Origin of the sequence: Acinetobacter lwoffii (assembly GCF_019343495.1) — a bacterium.
Taxonomy (GTDB): Bacteria; Pseudomonadota; Gammaproteobacteria; order Pseudomonadales; family Moraxellaceae; genus Acinetobacter; species Acinetobacter lwoffii_P.
In genome coordinates this window covers 2,914,409-2,934,602 of record NZ_CP072549.1, presented here as the reverse complement: position 1 = coordinate 2,934,602, position 20,194 = coordinate 2,914,409, and the positions used below count along the sequence as shown (strand labels likewise).

The window sequence follows — 20,194 nt, the reverse complement described above, 5'->3', positions numbered from 1 at the left end:
GAACGCACCATGCAAAATATAGACTTATTATTTCTTCTTCTCGGTGCAGTTCTAGTGCTTGCCATGCATGCTGGATTTGCTTTTTTAGAGCTTGGAACAGTTCGACATAAAAACCAGGTCAATGCCCTAAGTAAAATTCTAACCGACTTTGCCATCTCCGCCATCGCCTATTTTTTAGTGGGCTACTATATTGCCTACGGTCAGCACTTTTTCCATGATGCTGCAACCTTGTCTGCCGATCATGGCTACAATCTGATGCGCTGTTTTTTCCTGTTGACTTTTGCTGCAGCAATTCCAGCGATTATCTCTGGAGGGATTGCAGAGCGTGCCAAAATGCGTTCACAGGCTTTAGCGACATTATTTCTGGTTGCGCTGATCTATCCGTTTTTTGAGGGTATGATCTGGAATGGCAACCTTGGTTTTCAGGATTGGCTGACCCATGCATTTGGTGCAAGTTTTCATGATTTTGCCGGCTCAGTTGTCGTTCATGCAATGGGCGGCTGGATGGCACTTGCCGCAATAATCCTACTTGGTGCGCGTCATGGCCGTTACAAAAATGATGGCCGGATCACCGCGCATCCTCCTTCATCAATTCCTTTTTTGGCTTTGGGTTCATGGATTCTGATTGTGGGATGGTTCGGCTTCAATGTCATGAGCGCGCAGCGGCTGGATGCCATTTCTGGACTGGTCGCCATTAACTCTTTGATGGCCATGATCGGTGGAACAATAGCAGCCAAAGTTGCGGGGAAAGATGACCCGGGCTTCCTGCATAATGGTCCCTTAGCAGGTCTGGTGGCGATTTGTGCTGGATCAGATGTTGTTCATCCCTTGGGTGCTTTTTTTATCGGGATCAGCGCCGGTATTATTTTTGTGAAACTTTTTACCTATACCCAAAATAAACTTAGAGTGGATGATGTATTGGGAGTCTGGCCTTTACATGGTGTTTGTGGTGCTTTTGGTGGATTAGCTGTGGGTATCTTCGGTCAGCAATGGCTCGGAGGAATGGGAGGAGTGTCTTTAATTTCACAACTCATAGGTACAGTGCTGGCGATTGTCATTGCTTTGGCGGGTGGTTTTTTGGTGTATGGCCTGCTTAAGGTTTTGATGGGTATTCGCCTGACTGAGGAAGAAGAGTTCAATGGTGCAGACTTGTCGATTCATCGTATTTCTGCTAATTCGGAAGAAAATACTTTTTAATAGACATAAAAAAAGCCTCTACGACTAGGGGCTTTTTTTATTTATAAGCAGAGCATCTAGATGAAGTAATTACTTCATACCAAAAATTAATTTTAAGCCAAGTACCGTCATAACTGCGCCTGCTGCGCGGTCAAACAAAGCCTTAAACTTCAAATAAACACGACGTGGCTTTTCCGCAGATAATGCAACTGCGACTAGTGAACACCAGCCTGCATCAATAAAGAAACATAAGACAGGCAAAACAAAATAAAAATACGTTGGAATTTCTTTGGGCAATAACGCGGTAAAAATACTGGCCAGCACAATCGCAATTTTGGGATTGGACAACTGTGTGATTAAACCAGTGGTAAAAGCACGGCGTAAAGACATCTGTTTGCTAATGGTTGTATCCGCTTCGATCGGATCTTTGGCATGTTTAATGATTTTAAACGCCAACCAAAGTAAATATAAACCACCACAAAGTTTTAAGGCCAGGTACGCTGAGGGTACAGCCAGTAAAAATGCCTGCAAACCGAGAACCGCCAGCAGACCAAAAATCGCTGCACCGAGACCAGTACCCAAGGCAGTAAATAAACCATGTTTACGTGAAATGGCAATTGAATTTTTTGCCACATAAATAGAAGTTGGCCCGGGACTCATTGCGCCTAACATCAGGGCAAAAGCAATCGAACCTAAAATCCAGAATGATTCCACGAAATAACCTGACTTAAAAATTGAAGGGCTATTTTAAGCAAAAACCTGACGATTTGCTGTAAAAATTTCTGGATTTATCATGAATTTTAACTATGGCAATTACTTAAGGTTTTAACTGATCCTGAGCACTTAAATGCTTGTCTAGCAGTTGATAATCCTGCTCATGTACAGGTACGCCACCAATAATCATGGTGCGGGTTTCTGTTTTAGGTTTATTCATCGCATCATCACAGCCCGACAGACTGAGCAGCATGCCGACCCACACAGCATAGGATAATATTTTCATTATTCTACCCTCCTCAGGGTTTCCTCTGTTTAGATTAGCATTGTTATTTAAATTATCAGCAGAATATTTGTGACAATCTACAACCAACTCCATAGCTCTCAGCGAATAATGGCTTATTGAAAAGCTCTGATTTTTAGCACTTCCGCTATAATGTTTTAATAACCTACTATCTTAATGTCTATGTTTGAAAAAATTGCTCAAAATATTCCAGATCAACAGATTAATTTTCACGATATTACTTTAACAATACGTCGTCTGGATCTGGTGCATCCGCAAATTTCGGGCAACAAGTTTTTTAAACTGAAATATAATTTTCTTGAAGCCAAAAGACAGGGTTATCAGCATATTCTGAGTTTTGGAGGTGCTTATTCCAATCATATTGCTGCTACTGCATTTGCCGCACAGCAGTTTGGTTTTCAGAGTGTTGGAGTGATTCGGGGTGAAGAACTGGCTGATCGACCATTGAATCCAACATTAGCCACCGCCCAAGAATTCGGGATGCAGTTGCATTTCGTCAGTCGTGATGAATATCGGCGCAAGCAACAGCCTGAGTATTTGGCCGAACTCGCTCGACAATTTCCTGAACATTATGTGATTCCTGAAGGTGGAACCAATGCTTTGGCGATTCAAGGGTGTCAGGAAATATTAAAAGATAGCGATGCGCAATTTGATGTGATTTGTTGTGCAGTAGGCACCGGTGGCACCATCAGCGGATTGATCGAAGCCAGTCACGCGCATCAACAGATCTTAGGATTTTCCGCACTGAAAGGTTCATTTTTAAAAGATGAAGTCGCCCAACTAATGAATAAAACCAACTGGAACATTCTCGATGATTATTGCTGTGGTGGCTATGCCAAAACTAGTGCAGCCTTGGTACAGTTTATCCGGGATTTTGAAGCCGAATTTGCAATTCCACTGGAGCAGATCTACACGGCTAAAATGCTGATGGGGATTTTTGATCTAATCGAGAAAAATTATTTTCCGGCTGGATCAAAACTGTTGGTGATTCATACTGGTGGTCTGCAAGGCCGTCATATTCCCTTTGGTTTTACAGCAACCTAAGCTTCAATCGGTTGATTATTATTTAAGGCAATTAACCCTTTGACCAAGCGGTAGATATGCCAGATAAAGACCAGAAATACAATCAGGAAACCAATCAAGATCACAGTCAATAAGCCACCGACGATATAGCCCAGCAAACTGATCCAGAAGGTTTTAATTTGCCAGTCGACATGACTTTCCAGCCAGGTACCGCGCATTTCATCACGCTTGATATAATTCATCACAATCGCAATAAATGGGGTCAGACCAAGAAAAAATCCTAAAATATAAAGAATATAAGTAATGAGATTATATTGTTTTAAATCTTCCGCGCTTGCCATTCGCTTTTCCTTGTTATTATGTTTTTAGTTTGTACAAAAACTATGCATGAGTTTTAGACAGCTTTCAAATATTTTATGTTTAAAATCCACTGTGAATCTGCAATCACGGAACTGATTTTTCTGGAATAGAGAAAGCTGAAATAAAATTGTCTATAATGCTTCCCTTTTCTTCTCCCTTGAGTGTGTGATGTCTTCCAAGCAATACGATGTTCTAGTCATAGGTGCCGGTGCCTCAGGTTTAATGACGGCGTATATGGCTGCGCAACGTGGGCGTAAAGTCGTGGTAGTGGAAAAAGCCAATAAGGTTGGCAAAAAAATCCTGATGTCTGGCGGTGGTAAATGTAATTTCACCAATCTGGAAGTCGAACCGAGCAATTACATTTCACACAATCCACATTTTGTGATTTCAGCTTTAACGCGTTATACCAACTGGGACTTTATCGGCTTGGTATGTGAATACGGTATTGCCTATGAAGAGCGCAAACATGGACAGCTGTTTACCTTAAATGGTGCAAAAGATATCTTGTCGATGCTGCTGGCGGAATGTGACAAAACCGGTCTGGTCGATATCAAAACCAGCTGCGAAGTGAAAGCAGTCAATCCAGTCGATGATCAAGGTTTTCAGGTGGCAACCTCACTGGGATACTTTGAAGTTGAATCTGTCGTCGTGGCATCCGGTGGTTTATCGATTCCTACACTTGGCGGTTCAGGCATTGGCTATGAGATTGCAAAACAGTTTGGACATCACGTCTATCCAACCCGTGCCGGACTGGTTCCATTTACCTTCTCTGACGGATTTAAAGAAGTCACCACGCGCTTAAGCGGCAATGCCGTAGAAGCAACACTCTCGAATGAGCTTAATAGCTTTACCGAAGCGCTACTATTTACCCATCGCGGTTTAAGTGGGCCAAGTTCCCTGCAACTTTCCAACTACTGGAATGTCGGGCAGAGCTTTAAGGTAGATTTTTTTCCAAGTGTTGATCTGTTGGATTTCTTCAAATCCAAAAAACAAAGCCAGCCCAAAGTCTTGTTACGTACACTACTCAATGAATATTTACCGAAAAGTGTGGTGGCTGAATTACAAAGTATAATCTGGACTGAAAGCGCTGAAACTGCCATTGGCAATATCAGTGATGACAAGCTGGAACAGATTGCGGCACGTCTGCATGGCTTTGAAGTGAAACCTTCAGGAACTGAAGGCTACCGTACAGCGGAGGTGACTTTGGGTGGTGTAGACACCACGGAAGTATCCTCAAAAACCATGGAAAGTAAAAAGCAGAAAGGCTTGTATTTTATTGGTGAAGTGCTGGATGTTACCGGACATTTGGGCGGTTATAATTTCCAATGGGCATGGTCATCGGCACATGCCGCATCGGAATATATTTAATCAATAGATAATCTGGATTGCTACTTAACTCATTCCAGATAATCTGTTTTAAACAGGTTAAGATTGGCCGTATTGGTTAGACGGTCAATCGCCAGCTGCATTTTTTGAGCTTCTCGCAGACATAGCGGTAAGTCATCTGCTGAAGATGCCATGAATTTATGTTGCAGTGCTTTCCACATATTGTTGATCTCCTTTTCTTTATATTTTTAATGCAAGAAAAATACCAAAATAATTTTAGTATTCACTTGAATATTCTATATTTTTTAAAAAATAAATTCTATTCCTAGCGACTGAGCAGGATTGACTTCTCAGTTAAATTCGTCTGCCTCTGGTATTTTCTTATCCAGCTCCCGCTCAGACTGCTCGTCCTGCTTGCTCTTTACAAAAATAAATCGATAGGCAGCGGTAAAAAAGCCAATCGTAATTCCTGCAATGACTAAAGGCGCCAGAACTTTGTTAGGTTTCTTGGTATTCATTCATTTTTCCTTATGACTGAACAAAATCGACCACATGAGCGTGGTCGATTTTGCTTAAAAATAAAAGGTTATTTCAGGTCATCTTTTTTCTGAGTTGAACGGTCAATATCGACATCTGGCTCTTTTTCTCCGGTTGAACCAAATGGATTATTGGCTGGTGGATGAGTCGGATCGACTTTTACTGAATCTGGTACGGCCTGATCCGCATCCGGATTGACAGGATCAATACCTAATGACTCATCATCCTGTGGTGCAGTGGTAAGGATTGCCGGGGTAGTATGGGATAAATCCGTACTCATAGGCGTACTCTTGTCTGAATCCTGATTTGGCACGATGCCTGCTCCTGGAGTTGTGATTGAGGAATCGCTAGTACCCGTAGCAGTTTGCGAACCACCAGAGGACTGGCTCATTGAGCTATCTGTAGAACTCATACCCATCGCCGCACCTGTAGTACCTGACATGTCGGCTGCACTTGTACCTGTGGTCTTGCTACCTAATCCAGAAAATATGCTGTTCTCAGCTTTTTCTTTGACTGGATTGGGTTCTTTAGCTTCTCGTTTGGCTTTATCAATCAAATCTGTGAGTACACGCTCCGCAGGTTGACGACCACCCAAACCAAATGCCAAGGCAAATGCCACTGCTACAGCACCCAAAGTTAGACCAAATGCCAAGTTAACAATTGAATCGGCAATACCCATGGCACGCAGACCCATTGCCACAACGAGTCCCATGATCAGAACACGAACCAGATTGGCTAACCAGCGTGAGCTGTTATATTCACCACGTTGTACGATATTCGCAACAATATTTGCCAGCCAGAAACCGATTACCAGAATCACCGCACCGAGCAGGATATTGGCACCGAAGTAGATGAACATTGCAATAAGACCACTGATCTGTTCAAAGCCCAGACGGTTCGCTGCTTCAGATACCGCAAATAGCATGGTGAATAAAACGATCAGGAAACCGACTACACTGGAAAGTTTAGTCGTGCCTAAAAAACGCTGGATATCCAGTTTGGCAGGAATTTCATCAACACCTGTACCGGCAACTACTTCAACCACCAGACGTGCTACCAGTTTAGACACCACATACGCCAGAATCAGAATCAACGCAGCAGCGATGATATTCGGAATGGCATTCATGATTTCATACAGCATGGCTGTAGCAGGCTGAGAAATGGCCTCGATACCCAATGCTTCAAATGCAATGATCAGTGCGGTAATGATCACCACGGCGAAGATAAATGACCCAATCACCTGGGAAACATTCGAGTTTTTAAAGATGCCTACTTTTTCAGCATGTTGTTGTACGTTCAGACTGTTTAATAGCCCTTCAACAATACCGCGCACAATTTTCGCCAGGATATAACCAACAAAAATGATGACTGCAGCAATGAAGATGTTTGGTAAGTAGCTTACGACATCGGTCAGCATATTTTGAACTGGTAACAACAGACCGTTGAGACCCAAAATAGACAGTACGATTGGCAAGAACAGCAATAAAATTAACCAGTAAGCAATTTCACTGATGTTTTTACTAATCGGACTGACACCGACTTCAGCACTAAGTTTTTCATCGAGTTGCGTTCGGTCCAGTAGCTTTTGTAACCCTATCTTGACCAGATTGGCCACAATCCAACCTATGAATCCGACTGCAATTGCACCTAGTAACTGCGGGATAAATAACAGGAATTGCTGGATCATATTACTGAATGGACCGCTGACACTGGTAAGATTAAGTACATTCAGCGCACCAATCACGGCAATAATCAGAATAATCCAGAACACGACGCGGGCGATAATGCTCTCCACATTGGAGTGATGACCTGTCGCCGTATTTAAATGTGTATTGGTGCCCAGTTTTTGCAAGAGCTTTTTAACGCCTGCCGAGACCAGTAACGCAATGATCCAGCCAATTACTAATATGGCAATTGCACTAAGAATGGGATGGAACTGATCCCAATAGTACATGGCATCGAAGCCACCACGCGGGCTTCTCATATAATCATTCATGTTGTTCTACCCTCTTTGTTATTAAGCTATTTATCTGAAATCGGGGGCATCTCCCTGAAACAATCAGCCCCTTCTTTTTCCGGATTCATATTAGATTTGATGTTTTCAGGCTCAAGCCAGGTAGATGGCACTACCTTAAAACATCACCATCCATTGCAAAAAAGCCCCAGTGGTTCACTAGAGCTTTTCAGGTATTTTCAGTTATTGAGTCGCCTGTCCATCAGTCGCAGTTGCTGTTGCTTCCGTGCCATCACCCACGGTTGCTGTAGCTTCCGTTCCATCATTCATGGTGGCGGTGCCTTGTGTAGGCTCACCGACTGGAGTTGAATTATTTGGGGTAGCAGGCTGTACATTCGGATTTGGATGTCCTGCAGGAGCATCATTCGCATCTGGATTCATGTCAGCAAACATATAGAACAGTAGTGCGAGTAAAAAAATACCGACCAAAATCAAGATATAAACAGGGATACGCTTTTTCTGCGTCACGTCTGCCTGATGATTTAAAGGTGGTTTTTTATTGAAATCATCGACCATAACCATCCTCACTCTTTGTTATTCATAAGTAGATTTTTAGAATAACAAGCTGTGAATAGGGCTTCTGTGACAAAACATGGTGAGATGGTGACGGGATGTAAGTCACTAATCCATCAGAATTCTCTGCTAGATGCTACTTTAAAATAGCCGTTTGGCTGGGCTATGTTGCATATCGACTGGGGTTTCGTGTTCATCTTTCAACTGCACCCCTGAAAGCTGTAACTCACAGGATTTACGCATCAATGCGACCAGTCGCTGGATAGCTAGTGGATAGGCCAAGCCCGCAGAACGGACATTGGAAATACAGTTGCGCAAGGCATCATGACACCCTTTAAAAGCATTATAAGTGTAATAAATTCCCATACTATCGGGTGAGCTCAAACCCGGCCGTTCGCCAATTAGCATGACCAGCATTTTCGCCTGTAAAATTTCTGCCAATTCATCACCCAGTGCCACACGACTGCCACGGGCAATCACTAAGGGGGCAATCTGCCAGCCTTGTTCTTTGCATGCCTCTAGCAAGGCCGGAATAAAATGCAGGCTATTTCCTCAATGGCACGTGCTGATAGTCCATCTCCCAGCACAATGGCTACATCCCAATGTTGCTGATGTTCGGCCCGGTATTGCTGCAATATCGTTTTGGACTGTTCTGAAAGCACACGCCCAAGATCGGGACGTTTAAGATAAAGATCTTTCTCTACCGCCTGGCTTTCAATTTCCAGAATAGGCAGTCCCGTTTTAGCTAAGCCAGATTTTAAGAATTCAACATCAAGTGGCTTCAGTACCGCATCTTTAGCTTGCGCATGTGCCAACTGAAATTCCAGACTTGGTCGAGTCGGCAAGCTGCCCCCAGTTCGACCTAAGGCAATCCGTGCATCAGTAAAGGCTTTTAACTTCTGCCAGGGATTATCCTGCAATTGAGACTCAAATTTCACATCAGCAATTAGTTTCATAGCACTTCTTCAAGACAAGATCAGACGTGAAAATTGCTTCGGCAATTCGGTCGGCCAGTGCAACTGATTAGACTGTTGCGCCAAAATTCCCTGCTGCTCCAGCCAGTGGTCAAATTCAGGAGCTGGTTTCAGTCCTAATAACTGTCGAATATAAAGAGCATCATGAAAGGATGTCGTCTGATAGTTCAGCATCACATCATCTGAACCGGGAATCCCCATGATAAAATTCAATCCGGCATTGGCAAGCAAGGTCAGCAGTATATCCATATCATCCTGATCGGCATCGGCATGATTGGTGTAGCAAATATCACAGCCCATTGGTACACCGAGCAGCTTGCCACAGAAATGATCTTCCAGCCCGGCCCGGATAATCTGCTTGCCGTTATACAGATATTCTGGCCCGATAAAGCCGACTACAGTATTGACCAGCAAGGGATTAAACTTACGCGCCACGGCGTAGGCACGCGCTTCCAAAGTCTGCTGGTCCACGCCATGATGCCCATTGCTAGACAAGGCACTGCCCTGTCCGGTTTCAAAATACATGACATTTTGGCCCACGGTGCCGCGTTGCAGGCTTAGAGCGGCTTCATAACCTTCCTGTAACAGCGCCAGATTGATGCCGAAACCGGTATTGGCTTTTTCGGTTCCCGCAATAGACTGAAACATTAAATCAATCGGAACATTTTTATTGGCGAGCTGAATGCCGGAAGTGATATGGGTCAAAACACAAGATTGAGTCGGAATATCATATTCCTGAATAACGTGATCGAGTAGTTTGAGCAGCTCAGTCAAATTCTGCAGATTATCTGTAGCTGGGTTGATTCCGATGACTGCATCACCATTGCCGTACATCAGCCCATCCAGAATAGATGCAGAAATTCCCATCAAATCATCAGTCGGATGGTTCGGCTGCAAACGTGTCGACAGATGACCTTCCAGACCAATGGTATTTCTAAAACGTGTGATTACACGACATTTTTTTGCCACCAGAATCAGATCCTGATTGCGCATAATTTTGCTCACTGCTGCGACCATTTCCGGAATCAAGCCCATTTTTAAAGCAGCAAGTTTTTCTGTGGTGGCATCTGCACTCAGCAGCCAGTTACGAAAATCCCCCACAGTAAAATGCGAGATCGGATAAAAAGCATCGGCATCATGTTCATCCATAATCAGGCGGGTGATTTCATCCGCCTCATAAGGAATCACAGCTTCATGCAAAAACTGCTGTAACGGTACTTCTGCCAGACACATTTGTGCAGCGATACGCTCGGTTGCATCCACGGCCGCAATCCCTGCCAGCTGATCACCAGAACGTTCAGGGGTAGCCTTGGCCAATAAGGTTTTTAAATCCTCAAAGACATAATGCTGACTGGCCACATTGATCTGATACAGCATAAGCGTATTCTCCCTGCAAGATGGTTTATTTCAATTCCTTTTCTGCTGCCTCGATACGCGCAAATTCTTCTTCCGGTGTCCCGGCCACCAGATGATGACGGCTATACAATAGGAAATAGAGAATCAGTACGACATAAATCGCAGCTGCCATTAACCAGACTTTAGGATCGACCAGAAAGCCAGCCACTACGGCAATCGCCGCAAGTACCAGCGCAATTGATGCAGTCACAATACCACCAGGTGCTTTATACGGACGCGCCAGATTTGGTCTGGATAACTTAAGCTTGATGTACGACATCATCATCAGCACATAGGAAATGGTGGCACCAAAGACCGCCATCAGAATCAGCAAATCACCTTCACCTGAAAGGGATAGCAGGAATCCGATAATGCCCGGAATAATAATGGCCAAATAAGGTGCATGATTGCTGTTGGTTAAGGACAATTTTTTCGGTAAATAACCGGCACGTGAGAGCGCAAAAATTTGACGGGAATAGGCATAGATAATCGAGAAGAAACTGGCAATCAGACCCGCCAGCCCGACAAAATTCACGAAACTTGCCATCCAAGTATTGGCCCCATAAACCGCTACTAAAGCATCAACCAGTGGCGCACCGGAATCTTTCAGCGTATCTGCACCTGCTGCGCCAGGACTGATTAACAAGATACTTAGCGCAAAGAATGCCAGAATCAGCATGGAACCAATCAGGCCACGTGGCAAGGATTTGGCTGGTTCTTTGGCCTCCTCTGCTGCCAGCAGCACCCCTTCAACTGCCAGAAAAAACCAGATCGCATAAGGCACTGCTGCCCAGATGCCCAGATAGCCCAATGGTAGGAAACTGCTTGCACCCGCCGCTTCCGTACTGACCGCAATATCAAACAGGTTTGCACTATTAAAATGGGGCAACATGCCAAAGATGAACACCATCAAGGCTACCGCAGCAATTGCGGTAATCACAAACATGATTTTGAGTGCCTCACCGGCACCTTTCAGATGCAAGCCCATAAACACCAGATAGCTCACCAGATAAATGATCCAGCCGCCAATACCAAACAGGGCTTCGCAATAGGCACCAATGAAACAGGCAATTGCTGCCGGTGCGATAGCATATTCAATCAGGATGGCACTTCCGGTCAGATAGCCGCCAAAGGGACCAAAAGCAGTCCGGGCAAAACTGTAACCCCCACCCGCAGTCGGCAGCATGGTTGACATTTTGGACATGGCCAGGCACATACACAGATACATAAATGCCACCACAATGGTCGCAATAAACATGCCTCCCCACCCCCCCTGTGCCAAACCAAAATTCCAGCCAGCGAAGTCACCGGAAATCACATACGCGACCCCCAGACCGACGAGAAGCAGCCAACCTACGGCGCCTTTCTTGAGCTGGCGCAAGGCAAAATAATCTTCTTGTACTGCTGTTTCAGTCACACTGGTATCAATCACACTTTTTGACTCTGACATAGCAACCTCGTTGTTTTTATCGTTGTTCCCTGAAGATATGCATAAGCCATACCGGTTCCGCAGGCTTTAGTGAAGACAGTTGAGACGCTGCCTTTCAGCGATGAAATGCGTTATAATTATCCACCTTCTCATTTATACACCCGAGTTATATGGCGTATCGTCAACAAAGTGTATCGCTTGATCTTGATACTGACGTCACACATCAATGCATGCTGCACTACAGCCGTGATCAGCATCTGATTGGAATTATTGAATTCAGCAAGCCAAGCTTCCTGCTGCGCTGGCAGGATCTGGAATATTTCCGCCGTCGTACCGAAGAATTTTCCGTGATGCCTTTTCCGGACTGTGTCAATGCGATGATTATCGATATTCGAGATGTAACGGCATGGTTGGATAATGAAGTGCCGATTATTCCGTGGCGATTATTGGAAGAAGACTGTCCGGTTCGCCTGGTGGTGCCTGCAGACCGTATTGAGCACTATGCCGGATTCTTTGAACCGACCTGGCTCAGCCCCGATGTCGAAACAGCTATTCAGGAAATCCGTGAATCCATGGATATGTTTGTGCATTAAGCTTGAATCGAAAAAACCTCCGTAATGGAGGTTTTTTTATGGCTTATTCTTTTTTCATCTTTTTAGCTTAATCCCTTTATCTATTTGTATGAAGCCATTTATCAGCAGATTTTCTTTGCTGATTCAGTAACATTTCAGCAATAAATTCAGCTTGAGTCATGCTGGATTTATCCCCTAAGATGAATATAAACGAGCACTTAGACTTTATAGCAATAATCCAAATACAGTCTCAGCATTAGAAATCGGCTCAAGCATAATAATTGAAAAATGGAGTTTTACGATGAAATCAAAATATCAGTTCGCCACGCTGCTGTGTGTCAGTGCCCTGACCTTGGGACTGAGTGCCTGTAGTGATAATCAGGCGCCAAATCATCAGCAAAGTGGCGAGAATGCTTCCGGCACACTGAATAAAATTAAACAGTCCGGCACCATTGTTCTAGGTTATCGCGACTCCTCGATTCCATTTTCCTATATTGCCGACAACCCGAATCAGCCGGTTGGCTATGCGCATGACCTGCAACTGAAAGTGGTCGAAGCCGTTAAACAGAAGCTGAATCTTCCTGATTTAAAAATCCGTTATAACCTGGTGACCAGCCAGAACCGGATTCCACTGGTCTCCAACGGTACAGTAGATCTGGAATGTGGTTCGACGACTAACAACAAGGAACGTCAGCAACAGGTCGATTTCTCGGTCGGCTTCTTTGAAGTGGGTTCTCGCCTGTTAACCGCAACCGATTCCGGAATCAAGGACTTTAGCGATCTGAAAGGCAAAAAGCTGGTGACCACGGCCGGTACCACATCGGAACGTTATATCCGTCAGCATGAAAAAGAATTGGGCATTGGTGAAATCATTTCCGCCAAAGATCATGCAGAATCTTTTTTAATGCTACAAAGTGGCCGTGCTGCAGCCTTTATGATGGATGACATTCTGCTGGCCGGAGAAAAATCCAAGGCTAAAAATCCGGAGCAATGGCAGATTGTCGGGACTGCGCCAATCAATGAAATTTACGGCTGTATGCTCCGTAAAGGCGACACCAAATTTAAGCAGGTGGTCGATGACGCGATTAAAGCCACGTATAGCTCAGGTGAAATCAACAATATGTATAAAAAATGGTTCCAGTCGCCCATTCCACCGAAAAATATCAATCTAAACTTTGCCATGTCGGACGACTTAAAAAGCTTGATTAGCAACCCGCATGACCGTGATCAATAAGTTCTAAATTTTATCCACATTGCTTGGGCATGATCTGCCTGAGCATATTTGTTGGAGTTGCGATGAATTACAGCTGGAATTGGGGTGTCTTATTACAGCCGACCGGGATTGGCGATAGCACCTATCTCAACTGGATTATGACTGGCATCGGCTGGTTGGCCGTGATTGCGATTGTGGCCTGGTCGATTGCCATGCTCCTGGGTAGTCTTCTGGGCATCATGCGGACCTTACCCAGTCCTACGGCTCGAGCAATTGGGACTACTTACGTCACTATTTTCCGTAATATACCTTTACTGATCCAGTTATTTATCTGGTTTTATGTGGTGCCCGACTTTCTACCGGACAGCATTCACAACTGGTGGATCAATGATTTAGGCGCCAATACCACGGCGCTAATTTCTGCCAGTATCGGCTTGGGGCTGTTTACCGCAGCGCGGGTTTGCGAACAGGTACGTACCGGAATTGAAGCCATCCCACCCGGGCAGGTCAATGCGGGCTATGCCATGGGTTTTAGTACCGCACAATTATACCGCTATGTGATTTTACCGCAGTCTTTCCGCATGATCTTGCCACCGCTCAGTTCTGAACTGACCAACTGCGTCAAGAATACTTCGGTGGCTTCACTGGTTGGGGTTGCAGAAATCATTTCCCAGATGAAAACCATCAGCGAATATACCCAAAATACCATTGAGATTTATACCTACGTCACGCTGATTTTTATCCTGATTAATGTCTGCTTAATAGGCTTGATGAACTTCCTGGAAAAGCGATTTCAGGTGCCTGGTCTGATTGCAGGAGTGAAATAATGGAATGGTTCACTGCGTTTTTTCAGGATTTACAGTTATCGGCACCGGCCCTCTGGCATGGTTTCAGTATCACCTTAAAAGTTTTATGTTTTGCCACGGTTGGCGGAGTTTTGATTGGTACCTTACTCGCCTTGATGCGGCTGTCTTCAATCCGAATATTGAACTGGATTGCCAAAGGCTATGTGAATCTGTTCCGTTCGATTCCCCTGCTGTTGGTGCTGATGTGGTTCTATTTCGCTGTGCCCTTTATCTATACCGGGGTGACTGGAAACTACCTGACCATGGATACGGCATTGGTGTCCAGTATTGTCGCCTTTATGCTGTTTGAAGCCGCCTATTTTTCCGAAATTGTCCGTGCCGGGATTCAGTCTATTCCCAAGGGACAAACCGATGCCGCCTCTGCACTGGGCATGAGCTATAGCCAGTCCATGCGGCTGATTGTGCTGCCTCAGGCTTTTCGCAAGATGACACCCTTGTTATTGCAACAGACCATTATTTTGTTTCAGGATTCCACCATGGTCTATGCGATTGGCCTGCTGGACTTTTTCCGTACCAATTATGTCCGGGGTGATCTGATGTCTTTACTGACTCAATATATTCTTTTTGCCGGTTTGGTGTATTTCATCGTCAGCATGATCGCTACATATATCGTGAAAAAATTACAACAGAGGTTAACTGTATGAGCGAAGCTAAAGTCATGATTGACCTCCAGCATGTCAGCAAATGGTATAAGGATTTCCAGGTACTGACTGACTGCACGACGCAGATCCGGCAAGGTGAAGTTGTCGTTGTCTGCGGTCCTTCAGGCTCAGGAAAATCCACCCTGATTAAAACCGTCAATGGCCTAGAACCTGTCCAGCAAGGCAATATTCTGGTGGATGGGATCAAAATTAATGATCCGAAAACCAATTTAAATAAATTGCGCAGTCGCGTTGGCATGGTCTTTCAGCATTTTGAGTTGTTCCCGCATCTCAGCATTATGGAGAACCTGAGCATTGCACAAATCAAAGTATTAGGTCGTTCTGAAGCCGAGGCCAAGCAGAAAGGGCTTGCCTATCTGGATCGTGTCGGCTTAAGTACACAGGCCAATAAATATCCGGCACAGCTTTCTGGAGGACAGCAGCAACGTGTTGCGATTGCCCGTGCACTGAGTATGGATCCGATTGCCATGTTATTTGATGAACCGACTTCTGCACTTGATCCTGAGATGATTAATGAAGTGCTTGATGTCATGGTCGGACTGGCCCAAGAAGGCATGACCATGATGTGTGTCACGCATGAAATGGGCTTTGCACGACAAGTCGCCAATCGGGTGATCTTCATGGATCAGGGTAAAATTGTGGAAGATTGCAGTAAAGACGACTTCTTCAATACACCGCGTGGTGAGCGTGCCCAGCAATTCTTAAACAAGATTCTGCACTAAGCTATCGTCCTTAAATAGGATCATTCACAAAAAAGCTCATCTTGGGATGAGCTTTTGACGAGGCTAGATTCAGCCTTACCAGTAATTCTCGACCGCGATATTACCTTCACCACGACGGTTCATGGTCAGGCCACGGGCTTTTAAGGCTTCTTTGGTGTCATCGACCATATCCGGGTTACCACAAAGCATGACATGCGTTGTTTCCGGATTAAGCGCTATACCTGCTGCTTTTTCCAGCTCACCATTGGCAATCAGAATGGGTAAACGGTCGTGTAAAGGTGCATCGGGTTCACGGGTAATAATCGGGATAAATTTAAAACCGGTATGCCCTTCACCAAAGGTCTCGGCGATTTCCTGAATCCGGTCAACATAAGCGAGTTCTGCCCGGGTGCGTACACTATAAACCAGATTGATTTTTTCGTATTTGCTCCAGGTCTCAAAGTCTTGCAACATGCAAATAAACGGTGCCAGCCCCGTGCCGGTACCCAGTAACCATAGGTCTTTAGGCAAAGGCAATTGATAACGTGCCAGAGTCAGATAACCATAAGGAATTTTTTCCAGATGCAGCTCATCCCCGACTTTGAGGTGCTGTAAATTGGAGGTAAATTTACCTTCAGGAACGACAATCGAGAAAAACTCCAGAGTTTCATCAAAAGGAGATGACACTACCGAATAGGCACGAACCACCAGTTCATCCCCCACTTGCAAACCAATACGCGCAAACTGCCCTGCGGTAAACTTAAAATGTGCCGGGCGTGTCATCGTAAAACTAAATAATGTATTGGTCCAACGGTGTACAGATAAAACTTTTTCTCGGGTAAATTTTTCAATTGACATGATTTCAACGTGGCATGAAAGACTGTGCTCATGGTAGCATGGCAACATAATTTATTAATATTTTTTAAATGTTAAGGCTCTACCCATGCGCATGACTTTACGCCAATTGGCTGTTTTTGTAGCAGTGGCACAAGAGGGTACCGTAACGAAGGCTAGCGATGCCGTCAAGCTTACACAAAGTGCGGCTAGTATGGCTTTAGCAGATCTGGAAGATGGTCTGGGTGCTCCACTATTTGACCGTCTAGGCAAACGTTTACAGCTAAATGACCTGGGGCGCTTTCTTCTCCCTCAAGCCCTGGAAATTTTAGGTCGTTGTGAATCTTTTGAACAAGTCGCTAAAGGTGAGCTTCAAAGTATCGATTTACGTTTGGGTGCAACCCTGACGATTTCAGATTACCTGATTCCTGACCTGATGGCCGATTTCTTGAAAATCAAGCCGCAAGCACATTTACAGCTTCAAGTCGGTAATACCCGTCAAATGATTGAAGCGGTGAATCAGTTCCAGCTGGATCTGGCCCTGATCGAAGGATCTTGTCATCTGCCACAATTGCAATGTATCCATTGGCGTGATGATGAGCTGGCTGTGTGCTGTGCGCCAGACCACCCTCTTGCGCAATTGAACCGTGAACTAACCGCTGAAGATTTCAAATCTGTAGAATGGATTTTGCGTGAAGAAGGTTCAGGTACCCGTGAGGTGTTTGACAATGCCATCTTGAAAGATGTACCAGATGCCAATATCCGTCTAACACTCGGTCATAATGAAGCGATTTTAAAAATTGTAGCGGGCGGAATTGGTATGTCCTGCATTTCCAAACTTGCGATTGAGCCTTTACGTGAAAAAGGTCAACTGGTAATTCTGGATACACCATTCTGGTCGCTGACTCGTCCTCTGTTTATGCTGGTACATCGCCAGAAATATCAGGGTCCAGGTCTGAGAGCCTTTATGAATTTTTGTGAAAGCTAAAATATTAGAAGCACCTTCAGGTGCTTTTTTTAGGATTCATCAAAACTGACTTTCACATGGTATCCCATCGCCGTCACCATCCATTTTAGTATTTGGACAGTTACGAATGAAAAATAATGCTTCCTCATAAGAACCCATCTGACTACAGTGTTCTCGACCATCGCATTTAAATTGAGATACAGATGGCGAAGTCGTTTCTGAAGTTTTCGAATTAACTGGGTTACTTTGGCTTCTTAACTCAGTGCCTTGATTTTCCAGGTTCTTCCTGCCCTGCTCAGATAATCCTTGCATAGGTAGATCACCTTGCGCTGCTCGCTGTTCAGCGACAATTCGTTGCTGCTCTACCATCAGTCCTTCCAGCTTTTGCTGTTTTTGAACTTGGTAGCTTTGGTATTTGTTATAAACAAGAACAGCAAGAATCACCATAATCACCAGTCCTGATATTGTGATTATTTTTGATGTAGTTGATGATTTTTTTTTTCATAACGTAGAGAAGCTCTGGTTTCAGTATCTCCATGTAGATCATTGTTTTGTGTAACAGGAACTTCTTGCTTAATATCCAAGCGAATAATATGGTTTGCCTTAAACTTTCCATTATCTTCCACAATCAAAAACTTTAATTTTTCCCCCATTTTTGGCGGAATATTTTTATTGGGAAAGTCTTTGACATGGAAAAATAAATCTTTGGATTGCCCTTCGATCTGAATAAAACCAAAACCACGATCTTCGTTATAGGCTTTGATTTTCCCCTCTTGAAACATAATTCGCTCTTATCTTTAATATTTTTTATGATTGTAATCAAAAAGAGACTGAAAATCTTTTGTAAAATTCTCTAAAGCAGAAACATAAAAACTAGAAGTGCATCTTATGGCGGAAGAATAGATCCCTAGTTAAAAGTAAAAAAAATAAAATTTCTGTTTTTATTTATACTTCGCCAAAAATCATAAAACCAACAGCTGATGCCAATGCCAGCCATAGGGTCGGACTAAAGAAAAGTGAATTACGTACAGGAACACCGACTGTGGGTGCCAAGGATTGCAAGGCGACGACTTCTGGCACAAATTCATCCTGCACTTTAATATCCAGACGTACCATGTTGTCTAATTTCATGCTGCCTTGTTGGGGAATGATTCTAAATTTAAGCCGCTCTCCAATTTGTGGTTCAATTTCAGGCGAAGGTAAATCCTGTAACTCGAAACTTAAATCTTGAGCTTCTCCTATCAACTCCAAAGTACCCATACCACGTTCGGAATCGTAAGTTTTAATTTTTCCATCCCTAAACATGACACTTTTCTCTATAGAATTCATTTAATTTGTATTCTAAGCCAAAGGAAATGTTCAGCATTGTTGCTGTTTGGTGGATTTTTTATGTGCTGTCTGTCTCTTTGAATATCTAAACGGTGGCACTATAAAAAAGAGGCTCGAAAGCCTCTTTTTAAATGTGACTCAACACGATTTAAGTATGAAGATTATCCATTAACCACGGAAGTTATTTAACAATGCCGATGTAATTGATTTATTGTGTGTCGCCACTTTGGTTTTTTTAGCTTTCTTTGAGTTGTCTTCGACACGTTCAATCTTAATCGCTTTGTACTTATCGCCATTTTCAACAACATTAAATTTTACGCGTTCATTACGTTTTGGCTCGCCTTCTGCCGCAGGGAAGTCTGAAATATGGAAGAATACATCTCCCTCAGCGCAGCCAATAAAACCGAAACCTTTGGCAGGGTCATACTGTTTGATTTTGCCCTGATACAATTCATCTTTCATGCTATTGTCCTATCCTGAAAATGCCCTGTCTACATTATATAAAAAAGAGGCTGTAGTAGCCCCTTTTTTCATCATATTCAAAAATTAGTCTTTTTGAACTGAACCAAAGATTTTATCGCCAGCATCGCCAAGACCTGGAACGATATAACCATTTTCATTTAAGCCATTATCGATAGAAGCAGTAAAAATCACCACATCCGGATGCGTAGCTTCTACACGCTTAATGCCTTCTGGTGCAGCAACCAGAACCATCACACGAATATCTTTACAGCCGCTGGCTTTCAGTACATCAATGGCAGCCACTAAAGAAGAACCAGTCGCCAACATTGGATCAATGATCATCGCGATACGGTTTTGTACGTCTGGAACCAGTTTTTTATAATAGGTACGTGCTTCCAGAGTTTCTTCATCACGCTCTAAACCAAGTACTGATACTTTTGCACTTGGAATCAGGTTCAAGAAACCGTCGAGCATACCAATACCGGCACGTAGAATTGGCACAACCGTGATTTTTTTACCCGCAATACGGTCAACTGTAACAGCACCATTCCAGCCATCAATATCATGTTCAACCATTGGCAGGTCTTTAGTTGCTTCATAAGTCAGAAGCATGGTCACTTCTTGAGCTAACTCACGGAAATTTTTGGTACTAATATCTGCACGACGGAGTAAACCAAGCTTATGTCGAATGAGTGGATGACGGATTTCATGGATTGCCACGGGAGAACACCTAAAAGGTTAAAGATAAATTTCCGCTATTATAAAGGCTTTTATTGATTTGTATAAATAAAAAAGCCTCCAATCATGGAGGCTTTTTTGTAAT

22 protein-coding genes and 2 pseudogenes are annotated in these 20,194 nt (G+C 43.9%); 9 read left to right on the top strand and 15 right to left on the bottom strand.

Going from position 1 to position 20,194, the window contains the following annotated elements; genetic code table 11:
- Nucleotides 1–9 precede the first annotated feature (9 nt).
- A complete protein-coding gene (locus J7649_RS13765) occupies nt 10–1,197 on the top strand; it encodes an ammonium transporter (protein WP_219308643.1) in 1,188 nt (395 codons plus the stop codon).
- Nucleotides 1,198–1,266: 69 nt separating this feature from the next.
- Here the strand turns inward: J7649_RS13765 and J7649_RS13760 are convergent, their stop codons facing one another.
- Together J7649_RS13760 and J7649_RS13755 are read right to left on the bottom strand one after the other, a co-directional pair.
- A complete protein-coding gene (locus J7649_RS13760; protein WP_219308641.1) occupies nt 1,267–1,890 on the bottom strand; it encodes a LysE family translocator in 624 nt (207 codons plus the stop codon).
- A 103-nt stretch (nt 1,891–1,993) separates the two neighbouring features.
- A complete protein-coding gene (locus J7649_RS13755) occupies nt 1,994–2,176 on the bottom strand; it encodes an NF038215 family lipoprotein (protein WP_085064447.1) in 183 nt (60 codons plus the stop codon).
- A gap of 180 nt (nt 2,177–2,356) precedes the next feature.
- Between J7649_RS13755 and J7649_RS13750 the strand changes: the two genes are divergently transcribed.
- Nucleotides 2,357–3,238: a 1-aminocyclopropane-1-carboxylate deaminase/D-cysteine desulfhydrase gene (locus tag J7649_RS13750; RefSeq protein WP_219310130.1), complete on the top strand. Its 882-nt coding sequence runs from the start codon at nt 2,357–2,359 to the stop codon at nt 3,236–3,238.
- On the opposite strand, the gene J7649_RS13745 is transcribed toward J7649_RS13750, so the two are convergent.
- Nucleotides 3,235–3,558 (bottom strand): DUF4870 family protein, encoded by a 324-nt coding sequence (locus tag J7649_RS13745; protein ID WP_044111062.1) that lies wholly within the window; start codon nt 3,556–3,558, stop codon nt 3,235–3,237. The genes J7649_RS13750 and J7649_RS13745 overlap by 4 nt on opposite strands.
- A 187-nt stretch (nt 3,559–3,745) precedes the next feature.
- On the opposite strand from J7649_RS13745, the gene J7649_RS13740 reads away from it, so the two are divergent.
- The gene (locus J7649_RS13740) at nt 3,746–4,945 is read left to right on the top strand and encodes a BaiN/RdsA family NAD(P)/FAD-dependent oxidoreductase (RefSeq protein WP_219308639.1); all 1,200 of its coding nucleotides are present in this window, start codon (nt 3,746–3,748) and stop codon (nt 4,943–4,945) included.
- 29 nt (nt 4,946–4,974) lie between these two features.
- Here the strand turns inward: J7649_RS13740 and J7649_RS13735 are convergent, their stop codons facing one another.
- The 7 genes and pseudogenes from J7649_RS13735 to eat all read right to left on the bottom strand — a co-directional run bounded on the left by J7649_RS13735 (nt 4,975) and on the right by eat (nt 11,786).
- On the bottom strand, nt 4,975–5,124 hold the full coding sequence (locus J7649_RS13735; protein WP_005247874.1) for a hypothetical protein: 150 nt from the start codon (nt 5,122–5,124) through the stop codon (nt 4,975–4,977).
- A gap of 129 nt (nt 5,125–5,253) precedes the next feature.
- On the bottom strand, nt 5,254–5,421 hold the full coding sequence (locus J7649_RS13730; protein ID WP_005106221.1) for a hypothetical protein: 168 nt from the start codon (nt 5,419–5,421) through the stop codon (nt 5,254–5,256).
- Between the two features lie 68 nt (nt 5,422–5,489).
- A complete protein-coding gene (locus tag J7649_RS13725) occupies nt 5,490–7,436 on the bottom strand; it encodes a mechanosensitive ion channel (protein ID WP_005247875.1) in 1,947 nt (648 codons plus the stop codon).
- Nucleotides 7,437–7,637: 201 nt separating this feature from the next.
- A complete protein-coding gene (locus J7649_RS13720; protein WP_005106219.1) occupies nt 7,638–7,970 on the bottom strand; it encodes a hypothetical protein in 333 nt (110 codons plus the stop codon).
- 138 nt (nt 7,971–8,108) lie between these two features.
- Nucleotides 8,109–8,923: pseudogene (gene eutC, locus J7649_RS13715) on the bottom strand (ethanolamine ammonia-lyase subunit EutC).
- Between the two features lie 9 nt (nt 8,924–8,932).
- The gene (locus tag J7649_RS13710; protein WP_005247877.1) at nt 8,933–10,318 is read right to left on the bottom strand and encodes an ethanolamine ammonia-lyase subunit EutB; all 1,386 of its coding nucleotides are present in this window, start codon (nt 10,316–10,318) and stop codon (nt 8,933–8,935) included.
- A 25-nt stretch (nt 10,319–10,343) separates the two neighbouring features.
- Nucleotides 10,344–11,786, bottom strand: a complete 1,443-nt coding sequence (gene eat, locus J7649_RS13705) for an ethanolamine permease (RefSeq protein WP_219308637.1) — start codon at nt 11,784–11,786, stop codon at nt 10,344–10,346.
- Nucleotides 11,787–11,935: 149 nt separating this feature from the next.
- On the opposite strand from eat, the gene J7649_RS13700 reads away from it, so the two are divergent.
- The 5 genes from J7649_RS13700 to J7649_RS13680 all read left to right on the top strand — a co-directional run bounded on the left by J7649_RS13700 (nt 11,936) and on the right by J7649_RS13680 (nt 15,800).
- Complete coding sequence (locus J7649_RS13700) at nt 11,936–12,358, top strand: hypothetical protein (protein ID WP_005247880.1); 423 nt, start codon at nt 11,936–11,938, stop codon at nt 12,356–12,358.
- Between the two features lie 280 nt (nt 12,359–12,638).
- On the top strand, nt 12,639–13,571 hold the full coding sequence (locus tag J7649_RS13695; protein WP_219308635.1) for a transporter substrate-binding domain-containing protein: 933 nt from the start codon (nt 12,639–12,641) through the stop codon (nt 13,569–13,571).
- A gap of 62 nt (nt 13,572–13,633) precedes the next feature.
- On the top strand, nt 13,634–14,377 hold the full coding sequence (locus tag J7649_RS13690) for an amino acid ABC transporter permease (RefSeq protein ID WP_219308633.1): 744 nt from the start codon (nt 13,634–13,636) through the stop codon (nt 14,375–14,377).
- Nucleotides 14,377–15,060 (top strand): ABC transporter permease subunit, encoded by a 684-nt coding sequence (locus J7649_RS13685; protein WP_219308631.1) that lies wholly within the window; start codon nt 14,377–14,379, stop codon nt 15,058–15,060. Before J7649_RS13690 ends, J7649_RS13685 begins: the two co-directional genes overlap by 1 nt.
- A 14-nt stretch (nt 15,061–15,074) precedes the next feature.
- A complete protein-coding gene (locus tag J7649_RS13680) occupies nt 15,075–15,800 on the top strand; it encodes an amino acid ABC transporter ATP-binding protein (protein WP_219310128.1) in 726 nt (241 codons plus the stop codon).
- Between the two features lie 75 nt (nt 15,801–15,875).
- Here J7649_RS13680 and J7649_RS13675 read toward each other — a convergent pair whose 3' ends face one another.
- Nucleotides 15,876–16,637 (bottom strand): ferredoxin--NADP reductase, encoded by a 762-nt coding sequence (locus J7649_RS13675; protein ID WP_219308629.1) that lies wholly within the window; start codon nt 16,635–16,637, stop codon nt 15,876–15,878.
- An 85-nt stretch (nt 16,638–16,722) separates the two neighbouring features.
- On the opposite strand from J7649_RS13675, the gene gigC reads away from it, so the two are divergent.
- Nucleotides 16,723–17,601, top strand: coding sequence for a LysR family transcriptional regulator GigC (gene gigC, locus J7649_RS13670; protein WP_004280761.1), 879 nt, complete (start codon nt 16,723–16,725; stop codon nt 17,599–17,601).
- A 39-nt stretch (nt 17,602–17,640) separates the two neighbouring features.
- Here the strand turns inward: gigC and J7649_RS13665 are convergent.
- The 4 genes and pseudogenes from J7649_RS13665 to upp form a co-directional block, all read right to left on the bottom strand.
- Nucleotides 17,641–18,362: pseudogene (locus J7649_RS13665) on the bottom strand (cold shock domain-containing protein).
- A gap of 163 nt (nt 18,363–18,525) precedes the next feature.
- Nucleotides 18,526–18,885, bottom strand: a complete 360-nt coding sequence (locus J7649_RS13660) for a hypothetical protein (RefSeq protein ID WP_216986604.1) — start codon at nt 18,883–18,885, stop codon at nt 18,526–18,528.
- A gap of 192 nt (nt 18,886–19,077) precedes the next feature.
- Entirely contained in the window at nt 19,078–19,371 is a 294-nt protein-coding gene (locus J7649_RS13655; protein WP_004732065.1) for a cold shock domain-containing protein, read from the bottom strand.
- Nucleotides 19,372–19,455: 84 nt separating this feature from the next.
- The gene (upp, locus tag J7649_RS13650; RefSeq protein ID WP_004280765.1) at nt 19,456–20,091 is read right to left on the bottom strand and encodes a uracil phosphoribosyltransferase; all 636 of its coding nucleotides are present in this window, start codon (nt 20,089–20,091) and stop codon (nt 19,456–19,458) included.
- Between the last annotated feature and the right edge of the window lie 103 nt (nt 20,092–20,194).

Excerpts from the sequence above, each read along its gene's own strand:
- J7649_RS13765 (WP_219308643.1), top strand. The coding sequence starts at position 10 with ATGCAAAATATAGACTTATTATTTCTTCTTCTCGGTGCAGTTCTAGTG.
- J7649_RS13755 (WP_085064447.1), bottom strand. The coding sequence starts at position 2,176 with ATGAAAATATTATCCTATGCTGTGTGGGTCGGCATGCTGCTCAGTCTG.
- J7649_RS13750 (WP_219310130.1), top strand. The coding sequence starts at position 2,357 with ATGTTTGAAAAAATTGCTCAAAATATTCCAGATCAACAGATTAATTTT.
- J7649_RS13745 (WP_044111062.1), bottom strand. The coding sequence starts at position 3,558 with ATGGCAAGCGCGGAAGATTTAAAACAATATAATCTCATTACTTATATT.
- J7649_RS13740 (WP_219308639.1), top strand. The coding sequence starts at position 3,746 with ATGTCTTCCAAGCAATACGATGTTCTAGTCATAGGTGCCGGTGCCTCA.
- J7649_RS13735 (WP_005247874.1), bottom strand. The coding sequence starts at position 5,124 with ATGTGGAAAGCACTGCAACATAAATTCATGGCATCTTCAGCAGATGAC.
- J7649_RS13730 (WP_005106221.1), bottom strand. The coding sequence starts at position 5,421 with ATGAATACCAAGAAACCTAACAAAGTTCTGGCGCCTTTAGTCATTGCA.
- J7649_RS13725 (WP_005247875.1), bottom strand. The coding sequence starts at position 7,436 with ATGAATGATTATATGAGAAGCCCGCGTGGTGGCTTCGATGCCATGTAC.
- J7649_RS13720 (WP_005106219.1), bottom strand. The coding sequence starts at position 7,970 with ATGGTCGATGATTTCAATAAAAAACCACCTTTAAATCATCAGGCAGAC.
- J7649_RS13710 (WP_005247877.1), bottom strand. The coding sequence starts at position 10,318 with ATGCTGTATCAGATCAATGTGGCCAGTCAGCATTATGTCTTTGAGGAT.
- eat (WP_219308637.1), bottom strand. The coding sequence starts at position 11,786 with ATGTCAGAGTCAAAAAGTGTGATTGATACCAGTGTGACTGAAACAGCA.
- J7649_RS13700 (WP_005247880.1), top strand. The coding sequence starts at position 11,936 with ATGGCGTATCGTCAACAAAGTGTATCGCTTGATCTTGATACTGACGTC.
- J7649_RS13695 (WP_219308635.1), top strand. The coding sequence starts at position 12,639 with ATGAAATCAAAATATCAGTTCGCCACGCTGCTGTGTGTCAGTGCCCTG.
- J7649_RS13690 (WP_219308633.1), top strand. The coding sequence starts at position 13,634 with ATGAATTACAGCTGGAATTGGGGTGTCTTATTACAGCCGACCGGGATT.
- J7649_RS13685 (WP_219308631.1), top strand. The coding sequence starts at position 14,377 with ATGGAATGGTTCACTGCGTTTTTTCAGGATTTACAGTTATCGGCACCG.
- J7649_RS13680 (WP_219310128.1), top strand. The coding sequence starts at position 15,075 with ATGATTGACCTCCAGCATGTCAGCAAATGGTATAAGGATTTCCAGGTA.
- J7649_RS13675 (WP_219308629.1), bottom strand. The coding sequence starts at position 16,637 with ATGTCAATTGAAAAATTTACCCGAGAAAAAGTTTTATCTGTACACCGT.
- gigC (WP_004280761.1), top strand. The coding sequence starts at position 16,723 with ATGCGCATGACTTTACGCCAATTGGCTGTTTTTGTAGCAGTGGCACAA.
- J7649_RS13660 (WP_216986604.1), bottom strand. The coding sequence starts at position 18,885 with ATGTTTAGGGATGGAAAAATTAAAACTTACGATTCCGAACGTGGTATG.
- J7649_RS13655 (WP_004732065.1), bottom strand. The coding sequence starts at position 19,371 with ATGAAAGATGAATTGTATCAGGGCAAAATCAAACAGTATGACCCTGCC.